Raw genomic sequence first — 17,120 nt, forward strand, 5'->3', positions numbered from 1 at the left:
GAAAAGAGGTGGATGAATGAGTAACAGCCTAGATTATATTTTCTTATCGGATGTAGGACAAGTTAGGTCTCACAATGAGGACTCAGGTGGAATCTATCAAACAAAAGCAGGACTTCTTGCGTTTGTTGCTGATGGAATGGGAGGTCATTTAGCAGGTGATGTAGCAAGTGCGATGACGTCCCGGTTACTGAGTAAGGCGTGGGAGAAGCTAGATCAACCACTCACAGCTAATGAAGCGGAGAACTGGCTTAAGGAGCAATTTTCGTCAATTAACTTAGCTGTCCATGATCATGCGAATACTCATGAAGAATGTCAAGGTATGGGAACCACACTTGTGGCAGCGATTTGCACAGAAGAATACGTCGCAATTGGTCACATCGGTGACAGCCGCGCATACTTACGGACAGACGAATCGTTTTCTCAAAAAACAGCAGATCATTCATTAGTAGAAGAGCTGAGACGAACAGGTCAAATCTCTTCCGAAGAGGCAGAGAATCATCCGCGAAAGAATGTACTATTGCGGGCGCTTGGTACTGAGCCTCATATTAAAATGGATGTTATGATTTTCTCATTGGAAGCACCTTGGGATTTACTTTTATGCTCTGATGGATTATCCGATAAACTTTCAACCACAGACATTGAATCATTCCTTAGCTCAAATGATTCTGTAGAAGAGGTATCCAAACAATGTATTCAGGAAGCTAACAATCGTGGGGGCGAAGATAATATCTCCATTGCGCTGGTACGTTTTCCTGCAGATTCTGATGAGGTCGGGTGATCTGCATGATAGGACAACGAATTAGCGACCGGTATGTGATCATTGAAAGCATCGGTGGGGGCGGAATGGCCAACGTCTATCTGGCTCTAGATGTGATTTTGGATCGACACGTGGCGGTTAAAGTACTCCAGCCCCAGTTCTCAGATGATGAACAGTTTATTAAACGATTTCGAAGAGAAGCACAAGCGGCAACGAGCTTAGCTCACCCCAATATTGTGAATATTTTTGATGTCGGTGAAGAAGGCAACTTATATTACATTGTGATGGAATATGTTAAGGGTCAGACTCTTAAAGAGTTGATTCAACAAGAAGGTCCACTACAAGTGGACGTGGCATTAGGCTATCTTAAACAAATTCTAGCTGCGATGGCTCACGCCCATGCTAACCAAATTGTACATCGTGACATAAAGCCACATAATATTTTAATTAGTGAAGATGGGGAAGCAAAAGTAGCTGATTTTGGTATCGCACGAGCAATGTCTGCTGCGACCATTACGCATACGAACTCAGTTATGGGTTCTGTTCACTATCTATCACCTGAACAAGCTCGTGGTGGCCATATTACCTACCGTTCCGATATCTATTCTCTTGGCATCGTGTTTTATGAAATGCTCTCAGGGGTACTACCTTTTTCAGGTGATACAGCTGTCTCTATTGCGATTAAACATTTACAAAATGACATGCCATCCATACGTCAAATCAACCAGTCGATCCCGCAAAGTGTTGAAAATATGATCCACAAAGCCACGATGAAGGATCCTGCTGCACGATATCAAACGGCTGAGGAAATGGAAGAGGATACGTATACACTTTTAGATCCAGATCGATCGGATGAAACGCCGTATGCATTTAAGAAGGAAGAGGATCATGAAGTGACCAAGGCGGTACCGCTTGTTGGGAAGCTTCCTGAATCAGTTGATTTAGAAAAAACGATTGCAGCGGAACCAACAAAACCCATCCAACAGGTTACGGAAACGAAACCATCACAAGCTGAGCCAATCGCTAAACCAAAAAAACCGAAAAAGCGAAAAAAATGGCTGATTATCCTTATGCTCGCGGCTCTTTTCACTTTAGTTGTTGGGGCCACTGCATTTGCCATTTTACCAAGTGTTTTTCGTGTGGGAGAAGTAACCATTCCAGATATCATTGATGAACCCATCGAAGACGCAGAGCAAACGCTTGAAGATCTTCGTTTAACTGTAGATATTCAAGAGGTTGAAGATGACTCTGTGGAAGCAGGGAATGTGATCTCGGTGAGCCCACGTGTAGGGTCCTCGGTAAAAGAAGGCTCAACAGTTCGTGTGCAAGTGAGTGGTGTAGAAGAAGAGATCACATTACAAGACTATGTGGACTTACCCATTGATCAAGCAGAACGATTACTGGAGCAATTAAACGTTACAGTTGAAAGAGTAACAAGGGAAAACAATCAAAAACCTGAAGGAACCGTCATTAGTCAAACACCAGTTGTAGGATCAACCATTGTACCCTCAACCACTCCAGTCTATTTAACATATGCGGTTGAAAGTCAAATTCGTCTTTCAAATCTAGAAGGTGAAACGGAAGAAGAAGCTCGTTCTTATTTTAATGATGAGGGATTAAGAGGCCGATTTTCATTTGAATATAGCGATACGATTGCTGAAGGAAGAATCATTTCTCAAGACCCTGAACCATTTGAAATGCTTGATCCTGGAAGTAATGTAGAAGTGGTTGTATCCAGAGGAGCAGAAGGGGAGTCACCGGGAGGAACTGCACCTCCTGCAACCGATACGCCAGCTGATGACGAACCGGATGACGACGAAGAACCGAGTCGGGTCATTGATGTTAGTCAACCAGTTGAAGTTTCTCAGCAGGAACAAGAGGATGGAAAAGTATTTGATATCCGAATTGTTTATCGTGATGCATCAACGGAGGGAGAGGATGAAGTGTTTGTGGATGAAGAGATTTCTGAATCCAAAACATACACGATTCCGATTCGAGTAAGCCCAAGCTACTCTGGTTCATTTGATTTGTATATTAATGACGAATTAATCAAAAGCTCAAGTGAACGAACGTACGAATAATAGTAACTGATGATGCACTCGGGACATTACACAAACTGATTAGAAGATGTCGAATGATTTTTCAATCAAATCATTCGACATTTGTATTTAACAAAACGAGCGGTAGGAGAACCCGAGACTCCTGTGGATAAGTGCGCGGTGAAGGCACAGGAGCGACGGTTTTTCGCGGATGTGGCTGAGGCCGTACCCACGGAAAGCGAGGGAATCTCCTGTAGCGGTTAAATTGCTGAAATCGTGTTTTCATAAGCGGATTTATGTTTTGTCCCAGCCCCATCTCATTTGCTGAATTTTTCATACAAAGACACGCATCAACTCTAATAATTGAACGAGAAAGAAGGTTTTTATGCCAAATGGATTAATCGTAAAATCACTTAGTGGATTTTATTATGTACAAGATGGAGACTCGTATATTCAATGTCGTGGTCGGGGATTGTTCCGAAAGCAAAAGCGCAAGCCGTTAGTTGGAGACCGTGTTGAGTATGAGGCTGAAAACAACACAGATGGGTACATTATGGAATTGCTAGAGCGCAAAAATGAACTCATTCGTCCACCAATTGCAAATGTTGATCAAGTTCTTCTTGTGTTCTCTGCCTTAGAACCTAATTTTAGCACGCATTTACTTGATCGATTTCTCGTTCACATCGAAGCGAGTGGCATTGAACCAGTGATTCTCATTAGCAAAATGGATTTAGTAGACGGTGATCAGGAAGCGGAGATTCGAGACTATGTAGGGCATTATGAAGCCATTGGTTATCGCGTAAGGTTAACTTCAAAAGAAGACGAGCAAGGTGTCACTTGGTTGTTACCAGATCTTGACCATCGTGTATCCGTAGTAGCAGGGCAATCCGGAGTTGGAAAATCCTCGTTACTGAATACTTTGAAACCAAATCTACAAATTGAAACCGATGAGATCTCTACTCATTTAGGGCGTGGGAAGCACACAACGAGACATGTTGAGCTTTTAAGCATTGGTTCTGGATTAGTAGCCGATACACCTGGATTTAGCTCTGTTGAATTTACAGAGATTGAAGCAGAGGACCTAGGACTGTATTTTCCGGAGATTGCTATGCGAATCCCAGATTGCAAATTCCGTGGATGTCTGCATACATCTGAACCTAAATGTGCAGTTAAAGATGCGGTCCAAGAAGGTGCAATCCAATCCTACAGATACGAGCATTATCTATTATTTTTAGAAGAAATTCATCAGAGAAAAAGGAGATACTAATATGATTAAAATCGCTCCTTCTATTTTATCAGCCGATTTTGCAAAACTTGGAGCAGAAATACAAGATGTTGAAGCAAGTGGTGCTGACTACATCCATGTGGATGCAATGGATGGACATTTTGTACCAAACTTAACGATTGGCCCGTTAATCGTTGAAGCCATTCGCCCGTATACATCCCTTCCGTTGGATGTTCATTTAATGCTCGCAAATCCAGATCAATACATAGAGGCTTTCGCTAAAGCGGGAGCAGATATTATTTCGGTCCATGTTGAAGCATGTACACATCTTCATCGGACCATTCAATTAATCAAACAGCATGGTGTAAAAGCAGGTGTGGTTCTAAACCCAGCAACGCCGGTCGGGTCTGTTGTGCCCATCCTAAAGGATGTTGATCTTGTCCTACAGATGTCAGTGAACCCTGGGTTTGGCGGACAGCAGTTTATCGAGGGAGTTTTAGGCAATATTTCAGAGCTTGCTGCATACAGTAAACGTGATGGGTATTCCTTTGAAGTAGAAGTAGATGGAGGAGTTAATACTCAAACAGCCAAAGCTTGCCTTGACGCTGGTGCTACTGTCCTTGTTGCTGGATCAGCCATTTTTGGTGCATCTGATCGTCGGAAAGCGATCCAAGATATTCGCCACTCGCAATCTGTAGAGCAATAATAGTTCTGTTTTTGGATTTTAGGGCATAGCATGGTGGTAAAGAATAGCTTGGCTGTTCTCGGAAGACAAAGTAGGCTTTATTCATTCATTTTTGGGGGAAAAAGCTTAGTGTGACGCAAGCGTTCGTTTTGGTAAGGGCTTTAAAACATCCCGTTGTTCCGTTGTGATCAGCTGTGTTGGCGAATTTCGCTAAGGAGGAGGAGCCATGAAGTTTTATACCATCAAGCTGCCCAAGTTTCTCGGTGGATTTGTGAGGGCTGTACTTAGTTCATTTAAAAAAGCCTAGCAAAAAAGCACCGAATATACGGTGCTTTTTTGCTAGGTTCAATTAAACACGTTGTACTTTTCCTGATTTAAGCGCGCGAGCTGAAACGTATACGCGTTTCGGCTTACCGTCTACAAGAATACGTACCTTTTGTACGTTAACTCCCCAACGGCGCTTAGTTTTGTTTAAAGCGTGAGAACGCTTATTACCAGTACGGGCTTTTTTGCCTGTAATATGACAAACACGGGCCATGACTTGCACCTCCTTATTCATTCCACCTTACGATGAGACCAATTCATACTCGAATATCTTAGCATAGGCATAAAAAGAAAGCAATAGAAAGTGATAACTTTATCAAGGGAGAATCCTTGACACCCCTATTGTTTCTTTCCTAATCGCCTAATGTATAGTAAAATGAAGCTAATGTGCAGTTCTTAAAGGAGGATACATATGTCTATTGAAATGAAAACTCAACTTGGAATGGTCGATGTTTCAAGAGATGTTGTCGCAACGGTAGCCGGTGGAGCAGCAGTTGACTGCTATGGAATCGTTGGAATGGCTTCACAAAAGCAAATAAAAGATGGGTTGTCTGATTTACTGGGTAAAGAGAATTTCCGTCGAGGCGTCGTAATTCGCGAGGTAGAAGAGGACATTCATATTGATATGTATATTATCGTAAGCTACGGTACTAAAATTTCTGAAGTAGCACATAACGTACAAACAAAAGTGAAATATCAACTGGAACAAATGCTTGGGTTAGATGTTGGTTCTGTTAACATCTTTGTACAAGGTGTTCGAGTGTTAAACACTTAGGGGTAGTTAGGAGGAAATGTTGTGACGGTTAAGAGACTAGAAGCAAATAAGCTCGCTCATATGTTTATTGAGGGAGCGGATAATTTATCGAGGCACGTTAAGATTGTGGACTCCCTAAATGTGTTTCCAGTCCCAGACGGTGATACAGGGACAAATATGAACCTTTCAATCACATCAGGTGTGAAGGAAGTGCAAGCACAAACAGCAAAGGATGCAGGGACGATCGCTGCTTCCTTTGCTAAAGGTTTGTTAATGGGAGCTAGAGGGAATTCAGGAGTCATTCTATCACAGCTTTTTAGAGGGTTTTCTAAAGCAGTAGAAGGGAAACAAACACTAAATGCTGAAGACTTCGCTAAAGCGTTTGAGAAAGGCGTTGAGACAGCATACAAGGCTGTGATCAAACCAGTAGAAGGAACGATTCTAACGGTTGCCAAGGACTCAGCCAAACAAGGCTTAAAGTCAGCCAAAAAGAACGATGATATCATTGTTGTAATGAGTGATGTTGTAAAAGAAGCGAAAGCGTCACTAAAGCGGACACCTGATCTCCTTCCAGTACTAAAGGAAGTAGGCGTAGTTGATTCTGGTGGACAGGGCTTACTTTACATTTATGAAGGGTTCCTTGCTGTTCTTGAAGGCAAAAAATTAAAAGATCAGCAACCAGTCACACCAAATATGGACGACCTGGTTAAAATTGAGCACCATCATCAACTAGCACAAAGCCATATGGCGACCGAAGATATCGAGTTTGGCTATTGCACGGAAGTGATGGTTCGTTTTGATCAAGAACGTTTGAAAAAAGACGCGTTTATCGAAGAAGATTTCCGCAATGAATTAAGTGAAATTGGTGATTCATTACTTGTAGTGTCTGATGAAGACTTACTTAAGGTTCATATTCATGCTGAATATCCGGGTGAGGTTTTATCACGTGCACAGCGTTATGGTGATTTTATTAATATTAAGGTCGAGAATATGCGAGAGCAGCATACGCATCTTCTGGATGAAACACAGGCGTTTTATGGTGATTCCGAACAAGCGGAGACACAAAAAGAAACGTCTAAAAGTGAGTTTGGAATTGTAACCGTTTCGATGGGCGAAGGAGTTTCTAAACTTTTTAAGGGGTTAGGTGCTCAAGAGGTCATTCAAGGTGGGCAAACCATGAATCCAAGCACCGAGGATATTGTTAGTGCAATCAACAAAGTAAATGCGAAAAATATATTGATTCTACCAAACAACGGAAATATCATTATGGCAGCCGAACAGGCAGCTGACGTTGTGGATTCAAAGGCCATTGTCATTCCATCAAAAACGGTTCCTCAGGGACTTGCAGCTTTACTTGCATTCAATCCTTCAATTGATATTGAGAAGAACGCGTCTCATATGAACGAAGCGATGAAAACAGTAAAGTCCGGCCAAGTAACCTATGCCGTTCGGGACACACAAATCGAAGGCCTACAAATCCAAAAAGATGATTATATTGGAATTGCCGATAAAAAAATCGTGAATACCCATAAAGATTTAGTTGAAGCGGCTAAGGAGCTTCTTTCACATATGATCGATGAAGAGAGTGAAATGGTTACGGTTTTGGCTGGTGAAGATGTGTCAGAACGTGAAACCAAAGCATTAATTCAGTATCTTGAAGACACATTTACCGATGTTGAATTGGATATTCATCAAGGGGATCAGCCATTATATTCTTATATTTTTTCTGTTGAATAAAAGCTCAGCAGAAAAGGAGGGGTGTACCAATGTCAAAGATACGAATTGTTACAGACAGTACAGCCGATATTCCTCGTGAGCTTGTGGAGCAATGGGGTATAGAAGTGATTCCTTTAAACGTAGTGTTTTCTGAAGAAGAAACCTATGAAGACGGAGTGACATTAAGTCCAAGAGATTTTTACGAGAAGCTGGAAACGGATGACGTTATGCCAACAACATCTCAGCCGACTCCTCATCAATTTGAGCAACTCTATCGGTCTATTCATTCAGACGGTGCTGAGGTTATTTATTCGATTCACTTATCATCAAAGCTAAGTGGAACGTTTCAATCAGCAAGCATTGCTAAACAAGCTTTAGAAGATGAACTTGATATTCGAGTGATTGATTCGAAGCAGGCTTCTTATGCGATTGGCATTATTGTCGCTGAGATGGCAAGAATGGCTAAGGAAGGCCAGTCTGTTGACGTTTTAGATGAACGATTAGAACATTTATTACAAGAGACAACAGTTTATTTTCTGGTAGATACCTTACAATACCTTCAAAAGAACGGACGTATTGGAAAGGCTTCGGCCATTTTAGGTTCTTTATTAAAGGTTAAACCGATTCTTTCATTATCTAAAGAAGGCGAAGTCTATCCATTTGATAAGGCGCGCGGACCTAAAAAAGCAGTAGCTCGCATTATTGAAGCGATTAAAGATCAATATGGCGATGATCCAATTCATATTGGAGCTTCGCATGCTTTAAATGAAGAGCTTGCGAATGAACTAATTGAACGAGTGAAACAGGAATGTCAGGTGGAGTCTGTTGTGAATACATCGATTGGAGCGGTTATTGGTGCCCATGTGGGGCCGGGAACGGTGTCAATCTCTTGTACAAAAGCTTCGAACAAATAAATTCTTTAAAAAGACTGACGCTTCCATTCAGGTCAGTCTTTTTTTACGAAAGAGAGAGGGATTATATATGAAATATCGGACCGTTTTTGATATTATTGGTCCTATTATGATTGGTCCTTCTAGCTCGCACACTGCAGGTGCTGCTAGAATTGGTCGTGTCGCACGTACGCTGTTTAACGGCGATCCAACAGAGGCAAACATCTATTTATATGGCTCGTTTGCACAAACGTATAAAGGCCATGGAACCGATGTAGCAGTCGTTGGGGGCATCCTAGATTTTGATACAGACGATCCGAGAATTCGAGAATCAGAATTATTGGCCAAAAAAGCCGGAATCGCGGTTTCATTTCATGAAGAAGATGCCGTCACGGATCACCCGAATACCATGCGGATTGTCCTGGAAAACGAGCAAAAATCAATGGAGCTGGTTGGGATTTCTATCGGTGGAGGTAAAATTGAAATCATTGAGATGAACGGATTTAAACTACGTTTATCTGGAAATCACCCAGCAATTTTTGTTGTGCATCATGATCGTTATGGAGTGATTGCAGCCGTCTCAAACTTACTAGCAAAATATGAAATGAACATCGGTCATATGGAAGTGTCACGAAGAGAAAAAGGAGAAGAGGCTTTAATGGTAATGGAAGTTGACCAAAATGTTGAACAAAAGTTACTTGATGAGCTTTCTTCGTTACCTAATATTAAACTCGTTTCAAATATTCACGAATAAGAATTGGAGGGATATCATGTTTCGGAATGCAGCTGAATTAATAGAAAGAGCCGTATCTGATGAGATTTCCATTGCTGAAGTGATGATCCGTCAAGAAGTGGAAGAGACAGGACGCTCGCGTGAGCAAGTGATCGAGCGAATGCGTGCAAACTTGGACGTCATGAAAGCAGCGGTAAAGAGAGGAACAACGGAAGATATCAAATCCGTATCAGGTTTAACAGGTGGAGATGCTAAAAAGCTACAAGCTTATATTGCAAAAGGCAACACGCTTGGTGGAGACAACTTACTTGATTCTGTTAGTAAAGCGATGGCCACAAACGAAGTCAATGCAGCGATGGGAACCATTTGTGCAACGCCTACAGCCGGAGCAGCTGGAGTTGTACCTGGTGTACTTTTTGGCATGCAAAACAGATTGCAACCAACAGATGATGAGATGATTGATTATTTATTTGCGGCAGGAGCGTTTGGTTTTGTGATTGCCAATAATGCGTCAATCTCAGGAGCAGCTGGTGGCTGTCAAGCAGAGGTCGGTTCTGCCTCAGCGATGGCAGCAGCGGCGCTCGTTCAGCTTGCTGGTGGAACGCCAGAGCAATCAGGAGAGGCGCTCGCCATTGCATTAAAAAATTTGCTTGGACTTGTCTGTGATCCAGTAGCTGGATTAGTAGAAGTACCTTGTGTGAAGCGTAATGCAATGGGTGCATCTGTGGCCATTACTGCTGCTGACATGGCGCTTGCTGGCATTACCAGTCGAATCCCTTGCGATGAAGTGATTGATGCGATGTATCGTATTGGTCAAACGATGCCGGTAGCATTAAAAGAAACAGCTCAAGGTGGACTTGCAGCTACGCCAACTGGAAGAAGACTCGAAGCTGAAATATTTGGAGTGTCAATGGACAAATGAGTATAAATCCTCACAAACGCCCGATTACAGACGTAACTGGCATCGGGGAAGAGAAGGCAAAGCTGTTTGAAGGATTAAAGCTTAAAACAGTTGGTGATCTTCTTGAGTATTTTCCTTTCAGATATGAAGATTACAAAGTCAAAGATCTTCAGTCTGCTGAGCATGACGAACGCGTTACGGTAATTGGAACGATTCATAGTGAGCCGTCCGTCCGGTATTATGGAAAAAAGAAAAACCGTTTATCCTTTCGGATGCTTGTAGGAAAATTGCTCGTTACCGTTACGTTTTTTAATCGAGGGTTTCTAAAAAAACAATTATCATTAGGTGCGGAGGTAACGGTTTCTGGTAAGTGGGATCGTCACCGTATGACTATAACTGGTACGGAGATTCACCAAGGTGCCATCCAGCAGGAACAGACAATTGAACCTGTGTACTCTGCTTCAGGAACGGTTACAAGTAAGATGATTAAAGGGGCTATTGCTCAAGCATTAAAGCAATTTGGTTCGGAAGTACCTGAACCACTTCCTGAAGCCGTTCGAACGAAGTATAAGCTTGTATCGAAGCATGAAGCAGTCACCCAGCTTCACCACCCGACTGATCAAGGGGCTGTTAAACAAGCGAGAAGACGCATGGTGTATGAGGAATTTCTTGCATTTCAATTAAAGATGCAGCTATTTAGAAAAGTTCAACGAGAGCAAAGTAGTGGACAAGCGATAGAGGTTAACCAAGAGATTCTTAACACATTTATCGGTTCCTTACCTTTCCCATTAACAAATGCACAGCAACGTGTTATTCAAGAAGTTGTTCGGGACTTAGCATCCCCTTACCAGATGAACCGATTATTACAAGGGGATGTTGGCTCTGGGAAAACCGTTGTTGCCGCAGCGTGTCTGTATGGTGTAATGTGTGAAGGTTATCAAACAGCGCTAATGGTTCCAACAGAGATTCTGGCTGAACAGCATTTAGAATCGTTAAAGGGTTGGCTTGAGCCGTTAGGGAAACGAGTGGAATTATTTAGCGGTTCTCTTAAAGGAAAACGCCGGCGAGAGTTACTTCAAGATTTAGCAGATGGCACCATTGATCTGGCTGTTGGTACTCATGCGTTAATTCAAGATGACGTGATCTTTAACCGGCTCGGTTTTGCGATTACAGATGAACAGCACCGATTTGGTGTTAATCAGCGAAGACTGCTCCGCAGTAAGGGAGAGCATGTAGATGTACTATTTATGACAGCGACCCCGATTCCACGCACATTGGCTATTTCTGTTTTTGGTGATATGGACGTCTCGATTCTTGATGAGATGCCAGCTGGTAGAAAGCCTATTGAGACCTATTGGGCGAAGCATGATATGCTTGAGCGCGTGCTTGGGTTTGTTGAGCGTGAGCTACAACAAGGCCGGCAAGCCTATGTCATTTGTCCACTTATTGAAGAATCTGAAATGCTTGACGTTCAAAATGCGTTGGATGTGCACCAAATCCTAACTGGGTACTTTAAAGAACGTTTTGCTGTAGGCTTAATGCACGGTCGGTTAAGCTCCGATGAAAAAGACGAGGTCATGGGTTTATTTGATCAAAATAAAACGCAGGTGCTTGTATCGACGACCGTTGTAGAAGTAGGGGTAAACGTACCAAATGCAACCATGATGGTTATCTATGATGCGGATCGTTTTGGGCTGGCTCAGCTTCACCAATTACGTGGTCGTGTAGGGCGTGGCGATGCCCAATCCTATTGTGTGTTACTGGCTGATCCTAAAACGGAAAATGGCCGTGAGCGGATGCGAATTATGACTGAAACAAACGACGGATTTGTTTTATCAGAACGAGATCTTGAACTACGCGGACCAGGAGATTTCTTTGGAGCTAAGCAAAGCGGATTGCCAGACTTTAAAGTAGCGGATGTTGTCCATGATTACCGCACGCTTGAAGTGGCAAGACAGGATGCGCAGGCGTTGGTTGATTCAACCCACTTCTGGGAAGATCCTGAATATCAATGGCTAAGAGAGTATTTAGAAACAACTGGAGCGCTCGATCAGGGTAAATTAGATTAGCAGTTGAAATCAATGAACATTCATGTTTATACTACTCTTAGGACCTAGTCATAAGAGTAGTTTCGGTCAGGGAAAAGGGGGACAGCTAAGAATGAGACGTAAAAAAAAGGATAGGCAAGCCCTTCTTCAGGAGACCTTACAGCAGCATCCGTTTATGACAGACGAAGAACTTGCGACTCATTTTGAAGTGAGTATTCAAACGATACGATTAGATCGTATGGAGCTGTCCATCCCGGAGTTGCGTGAACGTATTAAAGGTGTCGCAGAGCGACAATTAGATGAATTACAATCCATTTCAGCAGAAGAGGTTTTTGGTGAAATCATAGATTTACAATTAGATGAAAGAGCCATCTCGATATTCGAAGTAAGTAAGGAAGAAGTGTTTAGTAAATCAGGAATTGCTCGTGGACATTATTTGTTTGCGCAGGCGAACTCTCTAGCTGTTGCTGTCATTAACGATGAACTGGCGCTAACAGCTAAAGCAACAATCAGGTTTAAGCGTCAAGTAAGAAGTGGGGAACGGGTTGTTGCCAAAGCGACGGTCACTCGTCTTGAAAAGGAAAGAACAATGGTTTCCGTTGAGAGCTACGTGGAAAAAGAAAAGGTGTTCCAAGGGGAATTTATTATGTACCGTTCAAGTCCAACAAACGTGTCTTGAACGTGAAGGAGGAAGCTGAGTGAAAATTGCTCTAGACGCTATGGGTGGAGATCATGCACCTGGCGCACAAACAATCGGTGCAATGAGAGCCGTTAAAGAATTTAAAGAGCTTGAAATCACGTTGATTGGCGATGAGGAAGCCATCCGATCACATCTCACAAATGAAGAACGAATTTCAATTATACATACAACTGAAAAGATCGAAGACACCGATAAGCCAACTCACGCTGTCAGAAGGAAAAAGGACGCTTCCATGGTTCTTGCTGTGCGTGAGGTAAAGGAAGGCAGAGCAGATGCCTGTATCTCATCCGGGAATACAGGTGCATTAATGACTGCAGGTCTCTTATATGTTGGTCGAATTAAGGGAGTGGATCGCCCTGCACTTGCCCCTATGCTGCCAACAATGGGTGGAAGTGGCTTTCTGCTTTTAGATGTTGGGGCAAACATGGATGCCAAACCACAGCATCTTCTTCAGCACGCGGTGATCGGTAGTACGTATATGCAGCTTGTCAAAAATGTATCAAAGCCTCGAGTTGGTCTTCTGAATGTAGGAACGGAAAGTGGGAAAGGGAATGAGTTAACAAAAGCAACCTTCCCACTACTTGAGCAATCAGACCTTCATTTTATTGGCAATGTAGAGGCACGTGATTTGTTAGAAGGCGTCGCTGATGTAGTTGTTTGTGACGGATTTTCGGGAAATCTCGTTTTAAAAACAATTGAAGGAACGGCTGCTTCGCTCTTTGGATTAATCAAACAAGAGCTGACTAAATCCGTGAAAAATAAGCTGGCTGCAGGTGTTTTGAAGCCGACATTTCGCGATATCAAAACTCAGATGAGCTATTCTGAATATGGTGGAGCTGGATTATTTGGTTTACGCTCACCCGTTATTAAAGCGCACGGTTCTTCTGATGAAACGGCGGTATTCCATGCCATTCGTCAAGCGAAGTTAATGGTTGAGCAGCAGGTTGCCGCCCTAGTTAAGTCGGAGCTTGCAAAAATGCCTCAAGCAGAGGAAGAAAAGGGAGAGTCATAATGGGTAAAATTGCATTTTTATTTCCAGGACAAGGATCACAAAAAGTGGGGATGGGAGCTGAGTTGTATGAAACGGAAGCATCCAGCAAACACATTTTTGACCTTGCTGATGAAACATTAGGATATTCACTAAGTTCAGTGATGAAAGAAGGTCCAGAAGAGACGCTAAGACGCACTGAGAATACTCAGCCGGCACTTGTAACAATGAGTCTGGCAGTACTTGAGCTAGTCAAAGAAGCCGGAATTAAAGCGGATTATGTAGCGGGTCACAGCTTAGGGGAGTACAGTGCACTTGCAGCTGCAGGCGCGATGTCATACGAAACGGCGATTGAATCTGTGCATAATAGAGGACTCTTTATGGAAGAGGCTGTCCCATTTGGAGTAGGTTCAATGGCGGCAGTACTAGGTCTTGATGCTGAGAGTCTTCGCAAAATAAGTGACGAAGTAGCAGGTAACGGCGAAGTAGCAGAGCTTGCAAACTTAAACTGTCCTGGTCAAATTGTCATTTCAGGTACGGCAAAAGGTGTGGAGCAAGCGGGTGAGCTAGCACGCGCTGCCGGAGCCAAGCGAGTATTACCATTACAAGTAAGTGGACCTTTCCATTCCAGCTTAATGAAGCCAGCTGCTGAAAAGCTAGCTGCCCTTCTTGCAAACAAAGAGGTTCAAGATATACAAACACCTGTCATTGCGAACGTTACGGCCAAGGGAGTCACATCTGGTGAGGCTATTCGTGAGCAATTAGTGGAACAGGTCTACTCGTCTGTTCGCTGGGAAGAAAGTATCAAGCACTTAATAGACCTTGGAGTGGATACATTTATTGAAATCGGCTCGGGAAATGTGTTAACAGGACTCATGAGAAAAATTGATCGCAGTGTTGCAGCTTACGCGGTATCTGATCGCAAAAGTGTGGAAGACGTGGCAGCGAAACTAAAGGAGGATGTAAACTAATGTTAAAGGATCAAGTAGCAATCGTTACTGGCGCATCCAGAGGGCTAGGACAAGCCATTGCAATGGAACTCGCTGAAAAAGGCGCAAAAGTCGTTGTTAACTATGCTGGAAGCAAGGAAAGAGCAGAGCAAGTAGTAGATGATATTAAACAATTGGGTGGAGAAGCGATTGCTGTGCAAGCGGACGTAGCAGATTCTGAGCAGGTTCAAGCGCTTATTAAGCAATCTGTTGAAACGTTTGGTCGAATTGACATTCTCGTGAATAACGCCGGAATTACAAGAGACAACTTACTGATGCGCATGAAAGAAGATGACTGGGATGCAGTTGTAAACACCAATTTAAAAGGTGTATTTAACTGTGCAAAAGGTGTGTCCAGACAAATGATGAAGCAGCGTTATGGACGAATTATTAATATCTCTTCAGTGGTTGCTGTGATGGGGAATCCAGGACAAGCCAATTATGTAGCGGCCAAAGCTGGTGTGATTGGGCTGACAAAATCAATGGCTAAAGAGCTTGCTAACCGCAACATTCATGTAAATGCTGTAGCACCAGGCTTTATTGAAAGTGATATGACTGAGGTACTGAGTGATGAAGTAAAAGCTCAATACCTGACTCAAATTCCTCTTGGAGCTCTTGGTGAAGCAAAACAAGTAGCATCTGTTGTTCGTTTTCTAGCAAGTAGTGATGCGGACTATATGACAGGTCAAACACTACATGTAGATGGCGGATTAGTGATGCCCTAGATGAAAGAGACGGCAAAGTGCTTCTTGACAGGTTCTTAAAATGCCGTTAGAATTCATCTAGCTGAGATACAAGCTATTTTTTGAGAGGAGGTGAATGAACATGGCAGATACACTTTCACGTGTGACTAAAATTGTTGTCGACCGTCTTGATATTGATGAGGCGCAAGTTAAACCTGAGGCATCTTTCAAAGATGATTTAGGTGCAGATTCACTAGATGTGGTGGAACTTGTAATGGAACTTGAAGACGAATTTGACATTGAAATTTCTGATGAAGAAGCAGAAAAAATTGCAACTGTTGGAGACGTTATTACTTACATAGACAGCCAGCAGTAATCTAGTTGATCCCATGTGGCTTGTGCCATATGGGATTTATTTATGATCTGCAAGCTGACTTTTGTAATTTTTGCTTAGCTTTTTGCAAAAACTTTGATACAATTTAGGTGTAAGTTTATTTTCCGTGTTGGAGGTCACCATGCCACATCAATCAAAGCCTTATCGTAAATCAAGAAACCATGACAAAAAAGGCGGTGGACGTCGTCTCATTTTGTCCGAAGAACAAAAGCGTCAATTTGATGACCTGCTAGTCCGAACCGGATTAACGTTTGAAAACCGTAAGTTATTAATTCAGGCTTTTACGCATTCATCTTATGTGAATGAGCATCGCTTATATGCCGCGACTGATAATGAGCGACTAGAATTCCTCGGAGATGCTGTTCTAGAACTTGCCGTTTCCCAATACCTGTACAAAAAGTACAAGAACATGAGTGAAGGTGACATGACGAAGCTACGTGCTTCCATTGTATGTGAACCATCACTTGCTAGATTTGCAACAGAGCTAGACTTTGGCAAACTTGTTCTACTTGGGAAAGGTGAAGAAGTAACTGGAGGGCGTGTTCGTCCTGCACTACTTGCAGATGTATTCGAAGGATTTATTGGTGCGCTTTATCTAGATCAAGGCTTGGACGCCGTTTATTTGTTTCTTAGTCAAACGATGTATCCAAAGATTAATGAGGGTGCTTTTTCGCATAAAATGGATTTTAAGAGTCAACTGCAGGAATTCATCCAACGAGATGGACTTGGCGTTCTTCAGTACGTAATCGTACAAGAGAGAGGTCCGGCACATGACCGGGAATTTGTCTCGGAAGTGCAACTAAATGGTACGTCGCTTGGGGATGGGATAGGTCGTTCCAAAAAAGAAGCAGAACAGCTTGCTGCGAAACTTGCGCTTGAGAAGCTAAACGCAAACACCCGAAGCAGGTAATGGTACAGATTATTGCATGTAAAAAAGGCTGTCGATGTACTCGCAGCCTTTTTTACATGGTTATGATTTGCGTAGTTGGCCAAGCTCAGACACAATGGCTTCCATTTCTCGAACAGAAACAGAGCGTTGCTTTTGCACCCATTCGAAAATGTCGCGAATGTCTTCATAAGAAGAAGCATTAAACTTTTCGGCATTAAGGGCTCCAGCATTAACGGTTTGAAGCTTGTTTTCAATTTCTTTAAGCATATAATTCATATTTTCAGCTGTGTTCATTGATAAGTCCATCTTGGACCTCCTTTATCATTACATAAAGCTAATCCTATCATAATCGCAACCGTTTGTCTTAACCCTTTAGAAATCTCTTAAACCGTTCTAAAGTATGAT

At 42.7% G+C, this 17,120-nt stretch carries 19 protein-coding genes; 17 read left to right on the plus strand and 2 right to left on the minus strand.

Going from position 1 to position 17,120, the window contains the following annotated elements; genetic code table 11:
* The first annotated feature begins 16 nt into the window (after positions 1 to 16).
* The 5 genes from ACQKKO_RS19480 (at position 17) to spoVM (ending at position 5,013) form a co-directional block, all read left to right on the plus strand.
* Positions 17 to 778: a Stp1/IreP family PP2C-type Ser/Thr phosphatase gene (locus ACQKKO_RS19480; protein ID WP_498650145.1), complete on the plus strand. Its 762-nt coding sequence runs from the start codon at positions 17 to 19 to the stop codon at positions 776 to 778.
* A gap of 5 nt (positions 779 to 783) precedes the next feature.
* Positions 784 to 2,838 carry a Stk1 family PASTA domain-containing Ser/Thr kinase gene (gene pknB / locus ACQKKO_RS19485; protein ID WP_498650147.1) on the plus strand — a complete coding sequence of 685 codons (2,055 nt, stop codon included), beginning with the start codon at positions 784 to 786 and terminating at the stop codon, positions 2,836 to 2,838.
* Between the two features lie 343 nt (positions 2,839 to 3,181).
* Positions 3,182 to 4,063 carry a ribosome small subunit-dependent GTPase A gene (rsgA, locus tag ACQKKO_RS19490; RefSeq protein ID WP_498650148.1) on the plus strand — a complete coding sequence of 294 codons (882 nt, stop codon included), beginning with the start codon at positions 3,182 to 3,184 and terminating at the stop codon, positions 4,061 to 4,063.
* Between the two features lies 1 nt (position 4,064).
* Positions 4,065 to 4,727 (plus strand): ribulose-phosphate 3-epimerase, encoded by a 663-nt coding sequence (rpe, locus tag ACQKKO_RS19495; RefSeq protein WP_498650150.1) that lies wholly within the window; start codon positions 4,065 to 4,067, stop codon positions 4,725 to 4,727.
* A 205-nt stretch (positions 4,728 to 4,932) separates the two neighbouring features.
* Complete coding sequence (spoVM, locus tag ACQKKO_RS19500) at positions 4,933 to 5,013, plus strand: stage V sporulation protein SpoVM (RefSeq protein ID WP_203087528.1); 81 nt, start codon at positions 4,933 to 4,935, stop codon at positions 5,011 to 5,013.
* Between the two features lie 42 nt (positions 5,014 to 5,055).
* Here spoVM and rpmB read toward each other — a convergent pair whose 3' ends face one another.
* Positions 5,056 to 5,244 (minus strand): 50S ribosomal protein L28, encoded by a 189-nt coding sequence (gene rpmB, locus ACQKKO_RS19505; protein ID WP_143848813.1) that lies wholly within the window; start codon positions 5,242 to 5,244, stop codon positions 5,056 to 5,058.
* A 198-nt stretch (positions 5,245 to 5,442) separates the two neighbouring features.
* Here rpmB and ACQKKO_RS19510 point away from each other — a divergent pair, with 198 nt between their 5' ends.
* From ACQKKO_RS19510 to rnc, 12 genes are all read left to right on the plus strand, one after another.
* Entirely contained in the window at positions 5,443 to 5,805 is a 363-nt protein-coding gene (locus ACQKKO_RS19510) for an Asp23/Gls24 family envelope stress response protein (protein WP_203087286.1), read from the plus strand.
* A gap of 21 nt (positions 5,806 to 5,826) precedes the next feature.
* Positions 5,827 to 7,521, plus strand: a complete 1,695-nt coding sequence (locus ACQKKO_RS19515) for a DAK2 domain-containing protein (RefSeq protein WP_498650153.1) — start codon at positions 5,827 to 5,829, stop codon at positions 7,519 to 7,521.
* A 29-nt stretch (positions 7,522 to 7,550) separates the two neighbouring features.
* Positions 7,551 to 8,414: a DegV family protein gene (locus ACQKKO_RS19520; protein WP_498650155.1), complete on the plus strand. Its 864-nt coding sequence runs from the start codon at positions 7,551 to 7,553 to the stop codon at positions 8,412 to 8,414.
* Between the two features lie 67 nt (positions 8,415 to 8,481).
* On the plus strand, positions 8,482 to 9,144 hold the full coding sequence (gene sdaAB / locus ACQKKO_RS19525; protein ID WP_498650157.1) for an L-serine ammonia-lyase, iron-sulfur-dependent subunit beta: 663 nt from the start codon (positions 8,482 to 8,484) through the stop codon (positions 9,142 to 9,144).
* A 16-nt stretch (positions 9,145 to 9,160) separates the two neighbouring features.
* Positions 9,161 to 10,045, plus strand: a complete 885-nt coding sequence (sdaAA, locus tag ACQKKO_RS19530; RefSeq protein WP_498650159.1) for an L-serine ammonia-lyase, iron-sulfur-dependent, subunit alpha — start codon at positions 9,161 to 9,163, stop codon at positions 10,043 to 10,045.
* Positions 10,042 to 12,093, plus strand: a complete 2,052-nt coding sequence (recG, locus tag ACQKKO_RS19535; protein ID WP_498650161.1) for an ATP-dependent DNA helicase RecG — start codon at positions 10,042 to 10,044, stop codon at positions 12,091 to 12,093. Before sdaAA ends, recG begins: the two co-directional genes overlap by 4 nt.
* A 91-nt stretch (positions 12,094 to 12,184) precedes the next feature.
* Entirely contained in the window at positions 12,185 to 12,751 is a 567-nt protein-coding gene (gene fapR / locus ACQKKO_RS19540) for a transcription factor FapR (RefSeq protein WP_498650163.1), read from the plus strand.
* Between the two features lie 19 nt (positions 12,752 to 12,770).
* Positions 12,771 to 13,784 (plus strand): phosphate acyltransferase PlsX, encoded by a 1,014-nt coding sequence (plsX, locus tag ACQKKO_RS19545; RefSeq protein ID WP_498650165.1) that lies wholly within the window; start codon positions 12,771 to 12,773, stop codon positions 13,782 to 13,784.
* Positions 13,784 to 14,731 (plus strand): ACP S-malonyltransferase, encoded by a 948-nt coding sequence (gene fabD / locus ACQKKO_RS19550; RefSeq protein WP_498650167.1) that lies wholly within the window; start codon positions 13,784 to 13,786, stop codon positions 14,729 to 14,731. Before plsX ends, fabD begins: the two co-directional genes overlap by 1 nt.
* The gene (gene fabG / locus ACQKKO_RS19555; protein WP_498650169.1) at positions 14,731 to 15,474 is read left to right on the plus strand and encodes a 3-oxoacyl-[acyl-carrier-protein] reductase; all 744 of its coding nucleotides are present in this window, start codon (positions 14,731 to 14,733) and stop codon (positions 15,472 to 15,474) included. Before fabD ends, fabG begins: the two co-directional genes overlap by 1 nt.
* 100 nt (positions 15,475 to 15,574) lie before the next feature.
* Positions 15,575 to 15,808, plus strand: coding sequence for an acyl carrier protein (acpP, locus tag ACQKKO_RS19560; protein WP_203087276.1), 234 nt, complete (start codon positions 15,575 to 15,577; stop codon positions 15,806 to 15,808).
* Positions 15,809 to 15,947: 139 nt separating this feature from the next.
* Positions 15,948 to 16,736: a ribonuclease III gene (gene rnc, locus ACQKKO_RS19565; RefSeq protein ID WP_498650171.1), complete on the plus strand. Its 789-nt coding sequence runs from the start codon at positions 15,948 to 15,950 to the stop codon at positions 16,734 to 16,736.
* Between the two features lie 60 nt (positions 16,737 to 16,796).
* Here rnc and ACQKKO_RS19570 read toward each other — a convergent pair whose 3' ends face one another.
* The gene (locus ACQKKO_RS19570; protein WP_498650173.1) at positions 16,797 to 17,021 is read right to left on the minus strand and encodes a DUF1128 domain-containing protein; all 225 of its coding nucleotides are present in this window, start codon (positions 17,019 to 17,021) and stop codon (positions 16,797 to 16,799) included.
* Positions 17,022 to 17,120 lie beyond the last annotated feature (99 nt).

The sequence above is a fragment of the Alkalihalobacillus sp. NPDC127517 genome (assembly GCF_050276055.1).
Classification (GTDB): domain Bacteria; phylum Bacillota; class Bacilli; order Bacillales; family Bacillaceae_D; genus Alkalicoccobacillus.

Coding starts and splice junctions, on each gene's coding strand:
- ACQKKO_RS19480 (WP_498650145.1), top strand. CDS start 17: ATGAGTAACAGCCTAGATTATATTTTCTTATCGGATGTAGGACAAGTT.
- pknB (WP_498650147.1), top strand. CDS start 784: ATGATAGGACAACGAATTAGCGACCGGTATGTGATCATTGAAAGCATC.
- rsgA (WP_498650148.1), top strand. CDS start 3,182: ATGCCAAATGGATTAATCGTAAAATCACTTAGTGGATTTTATTATGTA.
- rpe (WP_498650150.1), top strand. CDS start 4,065: ATGATTAAAATCGCTCCTTCTATTTTATCAGCCGATTTTGCAAAACTT.
- spoVM (WP_203087528.1), top strand. CDS start 4,933: ATGAAGTTTTATACCATCAAGCTGCCCAAGTTTCTCGGTGGATTTGTG.
- rpmB (WP_143848813.1), bottom strand. CDS start 5,244: ATGGCCCGTGTTTGTCATATTACAGGCAAAAAAGCCCGTACTGGTAAT.
- ACQKKO_RS19510 (WP_203087286.1), top strand. CDS start 5,443: ATGTCTATTGAAATGAAAACTCAACTTGGAATGGTCGATGTTTCAAGA.
- ACQKKO_RS19520 (WP_498650155.1), top strand. CDS start 7,551: ATGTCAAAGATACGAATTGTTACAGACAGTACAGCCGATATTCCTCGT.
- sdaAB (WP_498650157.1), top strand. CDS start 8,482: ATGAAATATCGGACCGTTTTTGATATTATTGGTCCTATTATGATTGGT.
- sdaAA (WP_498650159.1), top strand. CDS start 9,161: ATGTTTCGGAATGCAGCTGAATTAATAGAAAGAGCCGTATCTGATGAG.
- recG (WP_498650161.1), top strand. CDS start 10,042: ATGAGTATAAATCCTCACAAACGCCCGATTACAGACGTAACTGGCATC.
- fapR (WP_498650163.1), top strand. CDS start 12,185: ATGAGACGTAAAAAAAAGGATAGGCAAGCCCTTCTTCAGGAGACCTTA.
- fabD (WP_498650167.1), top strand. CDS start 13,784: ATGGGTAAAATTGCATTTTTATTTCCAGGACAAGGATCACAAAAAGTG.
- fabG (WP_498650169.1), top strand. CDS start 14,731: ATGTTAAAGGATCAAGTAGCAATCGTTACTGGCGCATCCAGAGGGCTA.
- acpP (WP_203087276.1), top strand. CDS start 15,575: ATGGCAGATACACTTTCACGTGTGACTAAAATTGTTGTCGACCGTCTT.
- rnc (WP_498650171.1), top strand. CDS start 15,948: ATGCCACATCAATCAAAGCCTTATCGTAAATCAAGAAACCATGACAAA.
- ACQKKO_RS19570 (WP_498650173.1), bottom strand. CDS start 17,021: ATGGACTTATCAATGAACACAGCTGAAAATATGAATTATATGCTTAAA.